This window comes from Prevotella heparinolytica (genome assembly GCF_004342845.1).
GTDB classification, from domain to species: Bacteria; Bacteroidota; Bacteroidia; order Bacteroidales; family Bacteroidaceae; genus Bacteroides; species Bacteroides heparinolyticus.
The window spans coordinates 32,584-47,352 of the sequence record NZ_SLXB01000012.1 but is presented as its reverse complement, the minus strand read 5'-3'; the positions used below and the strand labels follow the sequence as shown (position 1 = coordinate 47,352).

The window sequence follows — 14,769 nt, the reverse complement described above, 5'->3', positions numbered from 1 at the left end:
GAAAAGAAGTTGTACTCAATTCGTCACGACAGTGCAAACCGGATGCAATACGCAACTTCTAAATTTGCATGACAATAAAAACAAAGGAGGTTCTTATGGTTTCTGTTGAACTAAAACAAGAAAAGCACAATGCCCTCGTCAGTTTCCTGATGATTGTCATTGCGATATTATTCCTGCTCTATATGGGCAGTTCGCTGGTACATTCCACCAAAGCATTCTGGGAAAACTACTCCATAGAAGAAATGCTGGAGTAAAACAGCCTGACACAAGCTTGTTTTTGTTACCTTTGCCAACAAAAGCAAAGCACATGGTTGCACGTCCTGCGGTGCATGTGTCAGCGGCAAGAGGAGAACATCAGGCCAAAAGTCATGTGCCCCCGGAATAAAACCGGCTTCCGAAGAGTTAATCCCATGAGCCGATTGAAACAGAGCCGACATGTAACAATAATTTATCACGCAAAAACCCATCATTCACAAAAAAAACGAAGGCTGAAACACCCCCTCCAGAACACCTTCTGGCGAGGGGGTATCTAAGTATACGACTGAGGTACCCTAAGTATACGACTTAGGCCCCCTAAGTATACGACTCAGGTATCCTAAGTATAGAACAGAAGACAGCTTGTCTTTTTCCTCCGGCTCACCAAAAAAGATTTTTGGTTAGATTTTTCAAAAGAAGAAAGACAACCGCGGATATCGCAGTTTAGCGAGATTGCAGGCAGTGAAAGTATTCATTCCAAGACTTGATAAAAATAAAACAATCTTTCAAAGAGATTCCGATAGGGGATATGTTATGCAACATCAGCAAATCACACAAGATTCTTTTACAAGCGCATATACAATAACGCCATTTTGTCAGTTTTTGTCTGCCAAATAAACACTCACACGCTTTTGGCACAGTTTTCGTAAACCTTTCGATGCTTACCTGAAGCAAAAACAATAATGTATAACATAAAACAAAAAGCTATGAACATTAAACCATTGGCAGACAGAGTGCTGATACTCCCTGCACATGCAGAAGAGAAAACAATTGGCGGTATCATTATTCCTGATACGGCAAAAGAGAAACCTTTGAAAGGTGAAGTCGTTGCAGCAGGCAACGGAACAAAAGACGAAGAAATGGTATTGAAGGTTGGCGACACAGTGCTGTATGGCAAATATGCCGGAACCGAATTGGAAGTTGAAGGAACCAAATACCTCATTATGCGTCAAAGCGATGTGCTTGCAGTTTTGGGATAAATTATAAAAAGAGACTAACAGTTAAAATATAAATAGAATTATGGCAAAAGAAATATTATTCAATATCGATGCCCGCGACCAACTGAAGAAAGGTATCGACACACTGGCAAATGCAGTTAAGGTGACTCTCGGCCCGAAGGGACGTAACGTAATCATAGAAAAGAAGTTCGGTGCTCCTCACATTACGAAAGATGGTGTGACAGTGGCCAAGGAAGTAGAATTGGCAGATGCTTATCAGAATACCGGTGCACAGCTTGTGAAGGAAGTTGCTTCCAAGACCGGTGACGATGCAGGTGACGGTACTACAACCGCTACTGTATTGGCACAAGCTATTGTGGCCGAAGGCCTGAAGAACGTTACTGCCGGCGCAAGCCCCATGGATATCAAACGCGGTATCGACAAGGCAGTTGCCAAAGTGGTAGAATCCATCAAGAACCAATCGGAAAAGGTAGGCGACAACTATGACAAGATTGAACAAGTAGGTACTGTATCTGCCAACAACGACCCTGTTATCGGTAAACTGATTGCCGATGCCATGCGCAAAGTTTCTAAAGACGGTGTCATCACCATCGAAGAAGCAAAGGGTACAGATACAACCATCGGTGTGGTAGAAGGTATGCAGTTTGACCGTGGTTACCTTTCTCCCTACTTCGTGACGAACACGGAGAAGATGGAATGCGAGATGGAAAAACCCTACATTCTGATTTACGACAAGAAGATTTCCAATTTGAAGGATTTCCTGCCTATCCTTGAACCGGCAGTACAGACCGGTCGTCCATTGCTGGTTATTGCAGAAGATGTGGACAGTGAAGCGCTGACAACTTTGGTTGTGAACCGCTTGCGTTCGCAATTGAAGATTTGTGCAGTGAAAGCTCCGGGCTTCGGTGATCGTCGTAAAGAAATGCTTGAAGATATTGCCGTACTGACCGGCGGTGTTGTTATCAGCGAAGAAAAAGGACTGAAGCTGGAACAGGCCACTATCGAGATGTTGGGTACCGCAGATAAAGTGACCGTGTCTAAAGATAACACAACCATTGTAAACGGTGCCGGCAATAAAGAAAACATCAAGGAACGCTGTGAACAAATCAAGGCGCAGATTGCCGCAACGAAATCAGACTATGACAGAGAGAAACTGCAAGAACGTCTGGCCAAATTGTCAGGCGGTGTCGCCGTTCTCTATGTAGGTGCGGCTTCCGAAGTCGAGATGAAAGAAAAGAAAGATCGCGTGGATGATGCACTTCGTGCTACGCGTGCAGCCATCGAAGAAGGTATCGTTGCCGGTGGAGGTGTAGCCTATATCCGTGCTCTCGAAGCTTTGGAAGGGTTCAAGGGCGACAATGCAGACGAAACGACAGGTATCGATATCATCAAGCGTGCCATCGAAGAGCCGTTGCGCCAGATTGTAGCCAATGCCGGAAAAGAAGGAGCCGTTGTCGTACAGAAAGTACGCGAAGGCAAAGGTGATTTCGGCTACAACGCCCGCACCGATGTTTACGAGAACTTGCATACAGCAGGTGTGGTAGACCCTGCCAAGGTTACCCGTGTAGCCCTTGAGAATGCAGCTTCCATCGCCGGCATGTTCCTGACTACCGAATGTGTGATCGTAGAAAAGAAAGAGGATAAGCCCGAAATGCCGATGGGCGCTCCCGGAATGGGAGGCATGGGCGGAATGATGTAACAATCGTTTTCCCCTGATTTCTTGACTAAATATGAGGAGACCGCAATGTTTTTATAGGCATTGCGGTTTTCATTTATCATAAAAGTCGTAAAAAACATTCTTTTTTGCTCTTTACACACCCCTTTTTCAAGAAAAAGTGTTATCTTTAAGAACAAAACCTAATCAATAACTAAATCGATATCGTTATGAACAAAACGGAAATTGGACTTAATGCAGGAAGAATTTGGTATTTGCTTAGCGATAATGCCAAATGGAGGTATGAGACCTTGAAAGAGAGGTCTGAATTGGGTGATAGAGAACTGGGGGCTGCCTTAGGATGGCTGGCTCGCGAGGACAAGATTGAAATTCACCTTGAAGGGGATGAACTTTATGTTTCATTGGGTGTAAATGTTTATATCGGATGAGAATAAAACCGATTGAATTGACCTATAAAGAAGCACAGGTTTTGTGACAGGAGAAAAACACGTATAGTTACAAAATCAGTGCTTTTTTGTTTTCTAATCTTACAGAATATTCTTTCCTTTACATCCGTTTTCAAAAAAAGGAAAAGATAGTTATGAGAAGTTTTGCTTCAGACAACAACTCCGGAGTGCACCCTTTAGTCATGGAAGCACTGAACCGGGCAAACAGCGACCATGCCGTAGGCTATGGCGATGATCCATGGACAGAAGAAGCTGTCTGCAAAATCAGAAATACTTTCGGAACGGAATGTGAACCATTGTTCGTATTCAACGGTACCGGAAGCAATGCAGTGGCCTTGCAGCTTTGCACACGCCCTTACAATTCCATAATCTGTGCGGAGACTGCACATATATATGTCGACGAATGCGGTTCGCCGGCTCGTATGACCGGTTGCCAAATACGCCCCGTCACTACCCCTGACGGCAAACTGACGCCGGATTTAATCTGCCCGTACCTATGCCATTTCGGCGAACAGCATCATTCTCAGCCGGGAGTTATCTATATATCGCAATGCACAGAACTGGGTACTGTTTATAAACCGGAAGAAATTCTTGCTTTGACGGAATTGGCCCACCGATATGACATGTATATCCATATGGATGGAGCCCGATTGGCCAATGCTTGCGCCGCCCTGAACCTCAGCCTTAAGGAGCTGACCGTGGATTGCGGCATTGACATCCTGAGTTTTGGCGGAACGAAGAACGGATTGATGCTGGGAGAAAGCGTGATTGCTTTTAATCCGGCTCTGAAGCAAGAAGCCCGTTTTGTACGCAAACAATCGGCACAGCTCGCTTCCAAAATGCGTTACTTATCCTGTCAGTTTACCGCTTATCTGACAGATGACCTTTGGCTGAAAAATGCCAGACATGCCAACCGCATGGCCACGTTGCTTCATGAGGAACTGAGAGTACTGCCCGGCGTGCACATCACACAAAAGACAGAAAGCAATCAACTCTTCTTAACAATGCCTCGTCCGGTCATTGACGAACTCCTGAAAACATATTTCTTCTATTTCTGGAATGAAGACATCAATGAAATCCGCTTTGTGACTTCGTTCGATACAACGGGAAAAGACATCGAAGAATTATTGCAATCGATAAAGAAGCTCCTTTAAGAGATAAAAGCTCCCGACCTTCACAGGCGGGGAGCCTACTTTGAGACTTTCTCCTCTTGGAGGTAAGGAAAAAGTCCACTGAAAACAAACCTATTGAATCTTTACCTTAAAAATACTTGAAAGCAAATTAAACTAACCCTATTTTTATCAATCTTCTTAATCATGCTTTTCTGATAGGCTTTTCATGAGAACATGACTCACAAGCCTATTGCTTCGCGTATCGGTATAAAAGAATACCCTTTCCGTTTCAACATCCTGATTGTTTTATCCAGATACCCATTATAGAATTTATCGATACGACGATCATCCGTTCCTAAATGTATCAGTATCAAATGCCCGTTCAGCCCCTCTTTCTTTTCCAATTCCATAATTTTGTCATAGATGAACCGACTGCTACGGTATCTCTTTCCCATATCCGGAGTGGTGTAGTCTGCATTGCTCATGGTGCCGGGGGTATAATTGACTATCTGAATACCCATACCTTTGGCCCAAGCCGCTATTTCTTTGTTGTAGTATTCGTAGGGCGGAACATAAAGCGGAGCATCCTTGTAGTCAATGCCGGCCTTTCGCATGGCCTCGTAACTTTTCAGCATATCATCTTCAAACTCTTCGTGGGTCAGTAACAATGAGTCGCGCTTTTCCCATGGCATATACAGCAGGTGCCCGTAACTGTGGCTACCCACATAATGCCCGTCGCCGAGCAAGCGTTTCACTACACCAGGGTAGCGTTCATAAAATTCTCCCGTAAAAAAGAAAGCGCCTTTGACACCGTGCTTCTTCAAAGTATTGATGATGGCATCGGCACCATCCGCTTTATCAGCAGCAGTGAATATGAGTGTGATTTGCTTTTTCGACGGGTCGGTGCGCACAATGCCTCCTGCTACGTATATGTTTTTATCGTTCAAGATACCGGCTTGCTTCATTCCGTCTTTCTGCATGGCAGAGAGATAGTAAGTGAGACAAGCAGTTCCGTCCATGGAAGGTTCGTTGGTGGAGTAGTCGTGAATGGCATCGTGATATACCATCAGACCGGGTTGGAAACGCTCGTAGTCCTGACCGGGAATTCCCGGAATACCCGTCATATTGACACCGCGCAAGCTTTCGAATATGGTGCGATAGACTGGACCGTCCACCAAGCCGCCTGTGGTGTTGCCCACGCCTGCATTCAGCAGTGAAGAATGAGGTTGCGAAGGATAGTCTCCATAGAGAGGAAGCTCCACCACCATGCTGCTTCCCCACGGATTACAGCCGAACAACCAATCGCGGAGAGACGCTTCCATTTCGGCATATGTTTCGTCGCCGGTCAGTTCACGATAAAGTCGGCATTGGGTCAGCATGGCCGTGGTGAGATTGTTGGAGCACCAAATGTAAGGGATGCCATGCAAGAAAGGACTTTCCACAGCCTTCTCATAGGTGCGTTCGATGCCTGTGCGCATGTTGCGTATAAATTCTTTGCTGATGCGTCTGTCGTTCACCCGGGCAAGATGGTAATGCCCCATGTTCATGAACGGATACCACTGATAATGGCGTGCACTGTCGGCCCCCATCCAAGGAGTGACGGGTTCACGACGTCCGTATTCGAGGGCCTGAAACAGATACTTGTCGTCGCCGGTTTTCTTGTACAGCTCCATAGCTCCCAACTCCATGTCGTCCACCCAGTTGTCTTCTTCATAAATATAAGGAGAAAGCACCGAGGCGGTCTGACATGGCCCCGGCTTCTTTATGCCCTCCTGATAGGCGGCATCGGCTTTCGATTCGAGCTCCACAGCAAACTCGGGATAATATTTCTTCAAGATTCGAGCTCCCAAAGCAAAGCAGGAAGCAAACTTGCCGGCGGTACTTGCCACTCCTGTCGTTGCGTTCTTGAATTTTCCGCGTACCTGAGGTTCGCCGCTGCAAAAGTAAACGGGACGCTCCTTGCCCGGCCCGTAGCCGTAATCCACCTCATCCTTATTAGGCAGGCGCATACCTGCATGGTCGCGGTCGTCGGCAATCTGATTATAAAGTTCGCCCGGAGCCGGATTCATCCGGTTAAGCCAATCCAAGCCCCATTTTATTTCATCGACAATGTCAGGAATGCCGTTTGCACCCGGATGTCCGTCCGCATCATATGCATCGCCGAACGATTCCGGATTCTCCTGATAGGCAAACATCATCTGGTAGATGGCGTTGGCGGAAGTGGTGGTATATTGCAGGTAGTCCGTAGCGTCGTGCCAACCTCCGCGAACATCTATGTGTTCGCCGGTTTTGGTGGGATGATATACGATATAACCGTCGTGAGTATGGCAACTGTCTTTCAAGAACGGGTTGTAGCCGCAACGTTGCTGCCGCATGTAGTTCAGCAGATAATCGGCAGTGCCATTGTAGACGTGCACATTGATGGGGAAACGGGGAGAGATGGCTTTACCCGCTTTCAGGTAATAAACGCCCGGCTCCGTGAAATCGCTGAAGTTCAGCCGGCAGGTGGTCTTCATGCCTCCCATCCTACCTGTGGACTTGGTTGTATTGAGAGTATACACCACCTTTTCGGTAAAGGCGTCAATCAAGGAAAAATTTTCGATGTTTGTTTCTTCTTCACTCATGAATACCGCCACTTTTACGGATTGCGGCAGATAACCAAGTTGGTTGATTCTGATCCATTCGCCTGCCTTGCTCGTGACGCATGCAAGGAGTAAGATAACCATCGGCATCCCATATCTACTTCTCATCATAACATATCAATTTAAGGTTGCTACTTTTATCAATCTGATTTATAGCTACAAAAAAAACATTTTTTGCCTATGCCGAACCTATCCAACTACAATAATTAAGAGACATTAAACATCGTTTGCGTTGTTTCTGTTTTCTCTATACATGCGGCAAACCGACCACAAGAGTTCCCTCTCAAACGTGAAATTCGGAAACATACAAGCAGACCAATCCGAAAACACAACAAGCAGACTCCTCCTTTCTTTATGTTTCTCTAAAACGGCTCTTGACTTCTTGAGTGTTCTGTCATTTATCCGTTTTTTCTTTGAATTTCTTTTGTGCCGCTTCGGTTTCTTCTTTCAAAAAAGTTACGTTCAGCTTCTCGTCAATCAGATAACAACCCTTTGGTGGAAATTCTTTATCCAAGTTGTGCGAATCATAATCAAGACACACTTCCTCCAACCACACCGTTACTTTGCCGGGCTTCAATGATTGCCACCGATAATAGGAAGCCATGATACCCTCAATATACGTTCTACTACGCTATGCTACTAGATTTCAAAATTACGAAAATATTCTTTGTTATTGATGAGTTCTCCCAAGTATTTGATGCTACCATGGGTTCAACCTACATTTGGTTACAATGATAAAGGAGAATCGCTCAACTTTCTCAACACGCCAGAAAATGTATTTGAGGACCTGAGTTCGGCATAGACGGTTGCTTTTGCTAAAGATGAGGGCAGTCATATCGGGCTGATATTTCTTGAATGCGCCGGTTTAGAGCGGTCGGCTGGAAGAAGAAGCGCCTTTTACGCCGACCTCCCTCCTCCCCTATTTTGACAGCTGCAATCCTTTGTCGTGACAGACGCAAGTGTTCAATACGACAGACACTTGTGTCTGTCACGTCAGGCACAAGTGTTTGAGCCGTCAGATACAAGCCTCTGACAGGATAGGATAAACACCTGATAACCAACAATTTTTAACTTTAAGATACAAGTCGCCGGGCGAGGTTATTGACCTGCTTCTTATCCCGAACTCAGATATTTGAGGATGCCTAAGTCACACTTTAAGGGAGGTAAGTCCACGTGTAAGGAAAATAAAGCGGGAAGGGACAGAAACCGGCAACAGACTTTTCGGATTGTCAATACCCGGAAATAAAACAATCCGTTTTGCCGTCTCCTAAAAAGACATTACCTTTGCTGCAAATTTTAAGCACATGTCCTACGAAAGGAAAATCATCAACGACCCGGTCTTCGGGTTCATCAACATACCCAAGGGACTGCTCTATGACATCGTACGGCATCCTCTTTTGCAGCGTTTAAACCGCATCCGACAAGTGGGCTTGTCGTCTGTGGTATATCCCGGTGCGCAACACACACGGTTTCAGCACTCGCTGGGAGCGTATTACCTGATGAGCGAGGCCATACAACAACTCACAGCCAAAGGCAATTTTATTTTCGACAGCGAGGCTGAAGCCGTAGAAGCGGCCATCCTGATGCACGACATCGGCCACGGTCCTTTCTCGCATGTATTGGAAGATACCATCGTGCGCGGCGTGTCGCACGAAGACATATCGTTGATGCTGATGGAACGCATCAACAAAGAGATGAGCGGACAGTTGACGCTTGCCATCCAAATCTTCAAAGACGAATATCCCAAACGCTTCCTTCATCAACTGGTGAGCGGGCAGCTCGACATGGACCGCCTCGACTATCTCCGCCGCGACAGTTTCTACACCGGAGTAACGGAAGGGAACATCGGTTCTGCACGCATCATCAAGATGCTCGATGTGAAAGACGACCATCTCGTAATCGAATCCAAGGGCATATACTCCATTGAGAACTTCCTCACCGCACGCCGTCTGATGTATTGGCAGGTCTATCTGCACAAAACATCTGTGGCTTACGAAAGAATGCTAATCAGCACTTTGCTGCGCGCCAAAGAACTTGCCGGCCGGGGAGTGGAATTATTCGCCTCTCCCGCGTTGAGTTTTTTCCTCTACAACGATATCAACAGAGAAATATTCTACAACAACCCTGAATGTCTGGAGAATTTCATCCGATTGGACGACAACGATATCTGGACAGCCCTCAAAGTATGGAGCGACCATCCTGACAAGGTTTTATCTACCCTTAGCACCGGCATGATCAATCGAAATGTCTTCAAAGTTGAGATTTCTACCGAACCTTTCAGTGAGGAAAGGAAAAAAGAACTGACTTTGCAAATCAGTAAACAATTAGACATTCCCCTTTCCGAAGCGAGTTATTTCATTTCTACTCCCAGCATTGAGAAGAATATGTACGATGAGGCAGATGACAGTATCGACATCCTCTACAATGACGGCAGTATCAAAAACATTGCCGAAGCATCGGACATGCTCAATATTTCCCTTCTGTCCAAGAAAGTAAAAAAATACTACCTGTGCTACCAACGTTTGCATAGGCAAGGATAAAATATTCATCTAAGGGCAAGGATATATTAAAAAAAAATCCGTTATTTGCGCTTTGAAACCATCTAACAAGAATAGTAAAATGGAGTTTTCGGCCAAACAAATTGCAACATTTATCCAAGGAGAAATTGTTGGAGACGAGAATGCTACCGTTCATACCTTTGCGAAAATCGAAGAGGGAATGCCGGGAGCCATTTCATTCTTATCCAACCCCAAATACACCTCCTATATATATGACACCCAATCAAGCATTGTTCTGGTAAACAAAGATTTCATTCCGGAACAAGAAGTAAAAACAACTCTGATTAAAGTAGACAATGCCTACGAAAGTCTTGCCAAACTGCTCAATCTTTATGAACAAAGCAAACCGAAATTGACGGGAATCACTCCTTTGGCTTTTGTTGCCGAGAGTGCAAAGATTGGCAAGGATGTTTACATAGCTCCTTTTGCCTGTATCGGCGAACATGCAGAAGTCGGAGACAATACGGTCATTCATCCGCACGTCACCATCGGCAGCGGCGCAAAGATAGGCAGCAATTGCATCATTTATGCCAATGCAACCGTATATCACGACTGCCGTATAGGCAATCATTGTATCCTGCATGCAGGTTGTGTCATCGGTGCAGACGGGTTCGGTTTTGCTCCAACTCCCGAAGGATATGAGAAGATTCCCCAAATAGGTATCACCATTCTGGAAGACAATGTGGAAGTAGGTGCAAATACGTGTATAGACCGTGCCACCATGGGAGCCACGATTGTACATAGCGGTGTGAAACTGGATAATTTAATTCAGATTGCCCACAACGACGAGATAGGTTCGCACACTGTAATGGCTGCACAAGTAGGCATTGCCGGTTCCACGAAAGTGGGAGAATGGTGCATGATGGGCGGACAAGTTGGTGTTGCCGGCCATATCCACATAGGCGACAAAGTCAATCTTGGCGCACAGTCAGGCGTTCCCGGCAGCATCAAGGACGGAAGCCAATTGATTGGCACACCTCCTATGGAGCCGAAGCCTTATTTCAAATCCGCAGCCATTTACCGCAAGCTGCCGGATATGTATACGGAACTGAATGTGCTCCGCAAAGAATTGAATGAACTTAAACAACAATTAAATAAGTAACCAATGTTAAAACAAAAGACTCTAAAAGACAGCTTTTCGCTCAGTGGAAAAGGTCTTCATACGGGACTTGACCTGACCGTTACTTTCAATCCAGCTCCGGATAACCACGGATACAAGATTCAGCGCATCGACATCGAGGGGCAGCCCATCATAGATGCCGTTGCCGACAATGTGACCGAAACCACCCGTGGCACCGTACTTTTCAAAAACGGAATCAAAGTCAGTACGATAGAGCATGGCATGGCAGCCCTTTACGCATTGGGTATAGATAACTGCTTGATACAAGTAAACGGACCGGAATTTCCTATTCTGGACGGAAGTGCCCAATATTATGTCAACGAAATAGAACGGGTAGGCATCATAGAACAAAATGCCGTAAAAGATTTCTATATCATCAAGTCAAAGATCGAGTTCCGCGACGAAGCAACCGGTTCGTCCATCATTGTATTGCCGGACGAGAACTTCAGTCTGAACGTATTGGTATCATACGATTCGACCATTATCCCCAATCAGTTTGCCACCTTGGAGGACATGTCTAAGTTCAAAGACGAAATAGCGGCCAGCCGTACTTTCGTATTTGTACGTGAAATCGAGCCTTTGTTGCAAGCCGGCCTTATCAAAGGCGGTGATTTGGACAATGCGATTGTTATTTATGAGCGTGAGATGTCTCAAGAGAACTACGACAAGCTGGCCGACATAATGGGGGTTCCTCACATGGATGCCAAACAATTGGGCTACATCAACCACAAACCCTTGGTATGGTCTAATGAATGCGCCCGTCACAAGTTGCTTGATGTAATCGGAGATTTGGCCTTGATAGGTAAACCCATCAAAGGGCGTATCATCGCCACCCGTCCGGGACACACCATCAACAATAAGTTTGCACGCCAGATGCGTAAGGAAATCCGCCTGCACGACATTCAGGCTCCCACCTACGATTGCAACCGCGAACCCATTATGGACGTAAACCGCATCCGCGAACTTCTGCCGCACCGTTATCCGATGCAATTGGTGGACAAAGTAATCGAAATAGGAGCAAATTACATTGTGGGGATAAAAAATGTGACCTCCAACGAACCGTTCTTCCAAGGGCACTTCCCGCAAGAACCCGTAATGCCCGGTGTATTGCAAATAGAAGCCATGGCGCAAACGGGTGGCCTGCTTGTACTGAACTCCGTAGACGAACCGGAACGTTATTCCACATATTTCATGAAAATAGACGGTGTGAAATTCCGTCAGAAAGTAGTACCGGGCGATACACTGATTTTCCGCGTAGAATTAATGGCGCCCATACGTCGCGGCGTCTCTACCATGAAAGGCTATGTATTCGTAGGCGAAAAAGTAGTCTGCGAAGCAGAATTTATGGCACAAATAGTCAAGAACAAGTAAAGAAACCTGCAATAATATGATAAGTCCCTTAGCGTATATTCATCCCGAAGCAAAAATCGGTGAAAACGTAGAGATTGCTCCTTTTGTTTTCATAGACAAGAATGTGGTAATCGGCGATAATAATAAAATTATGGCGAATGCCAGCATTCTGTATGGTGCACGCATCGGTAACGGAAACACCATTTTTCCGGGAGCCGTCATCAGTGCTATCCCCCAAGACCTGAAATTCAGAGGAGAAGAAAGCACTGCCGAAATCGGCGACAACAACCTTATACGTGAGAATGTAACCATCAATCGCGGTACAGCCGCCAAAGGCAAAACGGTTGTAGGCAACAACAACCTGCTGATGGAAAGCGTACACGTGGCCCACGATGCCATCATAGGCAATAATTGCATCATCGGCAATGCCACAAAAATGGCCGGTGAAATCGTAATCGACGATAACTCCATCATCAGCGCAAGTGTCCTGATGCACCAGTTTTGCCATGTCGGTGGGTATGGGATGGTGCAAGGAGGCTGTCGCTTCAGTAAAGACATTCCGCCCTATATCATTGCCGGACGAGAACCTATCTGTTATGCCGGAATCAATGTCGTAGGGTTGCGTCGTCGCGGTTTCTCCAACGAAACGATTGAAAACATCCATAATGCCTACCGCATTATCTATCAAAGCGGGCTGAATAATACCGACGCTCTGAAGAAAATTGAGAACGAAATGGAAATGACCCCTGAGATAAGCTATATTGTAAATTTTATACGCGAATCGGCTCGCGGAATTATTCCTGCAAGCAAATAAAAAGATTCAGAGCTTGTTTTAATATTATAAATCATACATCAAAATGATCTACAGATTTACAATCATCTCGGACGAGGTGGACGATTTTGTCAGAGAAATACAGATAGACCCGGAAGCTACGTTTTATGACTTTCACAAGGCTATTTTACAGTCGGCGGGGTATGCCGATGACCAGATGACTTCTTTCTTCATCTGCGACGACGACTGGGAGAAAGAAAAAGAAATCACCTTGGAAGAAATGGATGACAATCCGGAAACAGACAGCTGGGTGATGAAAGATACCCGCCTCAACGAACTGATTGAAGAAGAAAAGCAGAAACTGCTGTATGTATTCGACTACATGACGGAGCGTTGCTTCTTCATCGAACTTTCCGAAATCATCACCGGAAAAGACATGAAAGGATCCAAGTGTACCAAAAAAACAGGCGAAGCCCCCAAACAGAGCATTGACTTCGAAGAAATGACAGCAAGCGGAGGTTCGCTTGATTTGGGCGAGAATTTCTACGGAGATCAGGATTTCGACATGGAAGACTTCGACAGGGACGGATTCAGCGGTTTTGACGACAGTGCTTCTTCGGACAGTTCATACGAGGAAGACAGATATTAAGAGCCTGTTTTTGAATTTATCGAAATACAATATCGGGCACGGCCTCCACGGAATGGAACGGTTTTTATGAATTAAATCCGTAAAGTCCGCGTAGTCCGTGCCCGAATTATCCTTTACCGCCAACATGCATACCCTCATTGTACTTATCGGTCCCACCGGAGTGGGAAAAACGGAGCTAAGCCTCCGGTTGGCAGAGCAATTCGACACTTGTATTGTCTCGGCTGACTCAAGACAGCTTTATGCCGACTTGAAGATAGGTACAGCAGCCCCTACTACGGAACAACTTCAACGGGTGGAACATCACTTTGTGGGTATGCTGAAACTGACGGACTATTATAGTGCCGCCCAATATGAGGCAGAGACACTGAATCTCCTCGAAACGTTATTTACCAAGCATGACATCGTAGTGCTGACCGGCGGTTCGATGATGTATGTCGATGCCATCTGCAAAGGCATCGACGATATTCCTACCGTAGATGCCGAAACCCGCCGGCTGATGCTGCACAGATACGAGACAGAAGGCTTGGAAAGATTGTGCGCAGAATTAAAACTCCTTGATCCGGAATATTACAAGATAGTAGACCTGAAGAATCCCAAACGCGTAGTCCATGCCTTGGAAATCTGCTACATGACGGGAAAGCCCTATACATCCTTCCGCACACAACGAATCAAGGAACGCCCTTTCCGCATCATCAAGATAGGCTTGACGCGCAACCGCGAAGAGCTATACGACCGCATTAATCGCCGTGTGGACCGAATGATAGCGGACGGACTGGTAGAAGAAGCCCGGCAAGTCTACCCTTACCGGGCGCTCAATGCACTGAATACAGTAGGTTATAAGGAAATCTTCAAGTATATCGACGGCGAATGGACATTACCGTTCGCCATTGAAAAGATAAAGCAAAATTCCCGCATTTATTCTCGTAAGCAAATGACTTGGTTCAAGCGGGATGAAGAAATCCGCTGGTTTCACCCGGACCAAGAGACGGAAATTATCGAATATCTCGCCTCCGCCACAAATACGCCCTGAAAATCAGTGTTTTTACACTTATGCAAGTGTAAGGTCTCACTTGTAGGTGAGTAACTTCGACCGAGGCCGTACTGTAACTTCGACTGAGGCCGTACTGTAACTTCGACCGAAGCCGCACTGTAAGTTCGACCGAAGCCGCACTGTAAGTTCGACCGAAGCCGCACTGTAAGTTCGACCGAAGCCGCACTGTAAGTTCGACTG

General features: G+C 45.9%; 13 protein-coding genes. 11 read left to right on the top strand and 2 right to left on the bottom strand.

Annotation, left to right across the window (positions count from 1 at the left end):
• Positions 1-95: 95 nt before the first annotated feature.
• The 5 genes from EV202_RS15030 (at position 96) to EV202_RS07545 (ending at position 4,489) form a co-directional block, all read left to right on the top strand.
• The gene (locus EV202_RS15030; protein WP_164996249.1) at positions 96-254 is read left to right on the top strand and encodes a hypothetical protein; all 159 of its coding nucleotides are present in this window, start codon (positions 96-98) and stop codon (positions 252-254) included.
• 708 nt (positions 255-962) lie between these two features.
• Complete coding sequence (locus EV202_RS07560) at positions 963-1,235, top strand: co-chaperone GroES (protein ID WP_131926474.1); 273 nt, start codon at positions 963-965, stop codon at positions 1,233-1,235.
• A 40-nt stretch (positions 1,236-1,275) separates the two neighbouring features.
• Complete coding sequence (gene groL, locus EV202_RS07555) at positions 1,276-2,913, top strand: chaperonin GroEL (protein WP_131926472.1); 1,638 nt, start codon at positions 1,276-1,278, stop codon at positions 2,911-2,913.
• Between the two features lie 185 nt (positions 2,914-3,098).
• Positions 3,099-3,317 (top strand): winged helix-turn-helix domain-containing protein, encoded by a 219-nt coding sequence (locus EV202_RS07550; protein ID WP_106069992.1) that lies wholly within the window; start codon positions 3,099-3,101, stop codon positions 3,315-3,317.
• Positions 3,318-3,469: 152 nt separating this feature from the next.
• On the top strand, positions 3,470-4,489 hold the full coding sequence (locus tag EV202_RS07545; RefSeq protein ID WP_131926470.1) for a threonine aldolase family protein: 1,020 nt from the start codon (positions 3,470-3,472) through the stop codon (positions 4,487-4,489).
• Positions 4,490-4,686: 197 nt separating this feature from the next.
• On the opposite strand, the gene EV202_RS07540 is transcribed toward EV202_RS07545, so the two are convergent.
• Both EV202_RS07540 and EV202_RS07535 read right to left on the bottom strand, forming a co-directional pair.
• Positions 4,687-7,197: a glycoside hydrolase family 9 protein gene (locus tag EV202_RS07540; protein ID WP_131926527.1), complete on the bottom strand. Its 2,511-nt coding sequence runs from the start codon at positions 7,195-7,197 to the stop codon at positions 4,687-4,689.
• Positions 7,198-7,483: 286 nt separating this feature from the next.
• Positions 7,484-7,693, bottom strand: coding sequence for a hypothetical protein (locus EV202_RS07535; RefSeq protein WP_106069990.1), 210 nt, complete (start codon positions 7,691-7,693; stop codon positions 7,484-7,486).
• A 700-nt stretch (positions 7,694-8,393) separates the two neighbouring features.
• On the opposite strand from EV202_RS07535, the gene EV202_RS07530 reads away from it, so the two are divergent.
• The 6 genes from EV202_RS07530 (at position 8,394) to miaA (ending at position 14,568) form a co-directional block, all read left to right on the top strand.
• Positions 8,394-9,629, top strand: a complete 1,236-nt coding sequence (locus tag EV202_RS07530; protein WP_106069989.1) for an HD domain-containing protein — start codon at positions 8,394-8,396, stop codon at positions 9,627-9,629.
• Between the two features lie 79 nt (positions 9,630-9,708).
• Positions 9,709-10,749 (top strand): UDP-3-O-(3-hydroxymyristoyl)glucosamine N-acyltransferase, encoded by a 1,041-nt coding sequence (lpxD, locus tag EV202_RS07525; protein WP_106069988.1) that lies wholly within the window; start codon positions 9,709-9,711, stop codon positions 10,747-10,749.
• 3 nt (positions 10,750-10,752) lie between these two features.
• Positions 10,753-12,138, top strand: coding sequence for a bifunctional UDP-3-O-[3-hydroxymyristoyl] N-acetylglucosamine deacetylase/3-hydroxyacyl-ACP dehydratase (locus EV202_RS07520; RefSeq protein ID WP_131926468.1), 1,386 nt, complete (start codon positions 10,753-10,755; stop codon positions 12,136-12,138).
• 16 nt (positions 12,139-12,154) lie between these two features.
• Positions 12,155-12,931 carry an acyl-ACP--UDP-N-acetylglucosamine O-acyltransferase gene (gene lpxA, locus EV202_RS07515; RefSeq protein WP_106069986.1) on the top strand — a complete coding sequence of 259 codons (777 nt, stop codon included), beginning with the start codon at positions 12,155-12,157 and terminating at the stop codon, positions 12,929-12,931.
• A 43-nt stretch (positions 12,932-12,974) separates the two neighbouring features.
• On the top strand, positions 12,975-13,538 hold the full coding sequence (locus EV202_RS07510) for an IS1096 element passenger TnpR family protein (protein ID WP_131926466.1): 564 nt from the start codon (positions 12,975-12,977) through the stop codon (positions 13,536-13,538).
• Positions 13,539-13,662: 124 nt separating this feature from the next.
• A complete protein-coding gene (miaA, locus tag EV202_RS07505; protein ID WP_106069984.1) occupies positions 13,663-14,568 on the top strand; it encodes a tRNA (adenosine(37)-N6)-dimethylallyltransferase MiaA in 906 nt (301 codons plus the stop codon).
• Positions 14,569-14,769: the final 201 nt, after the last annotated feature.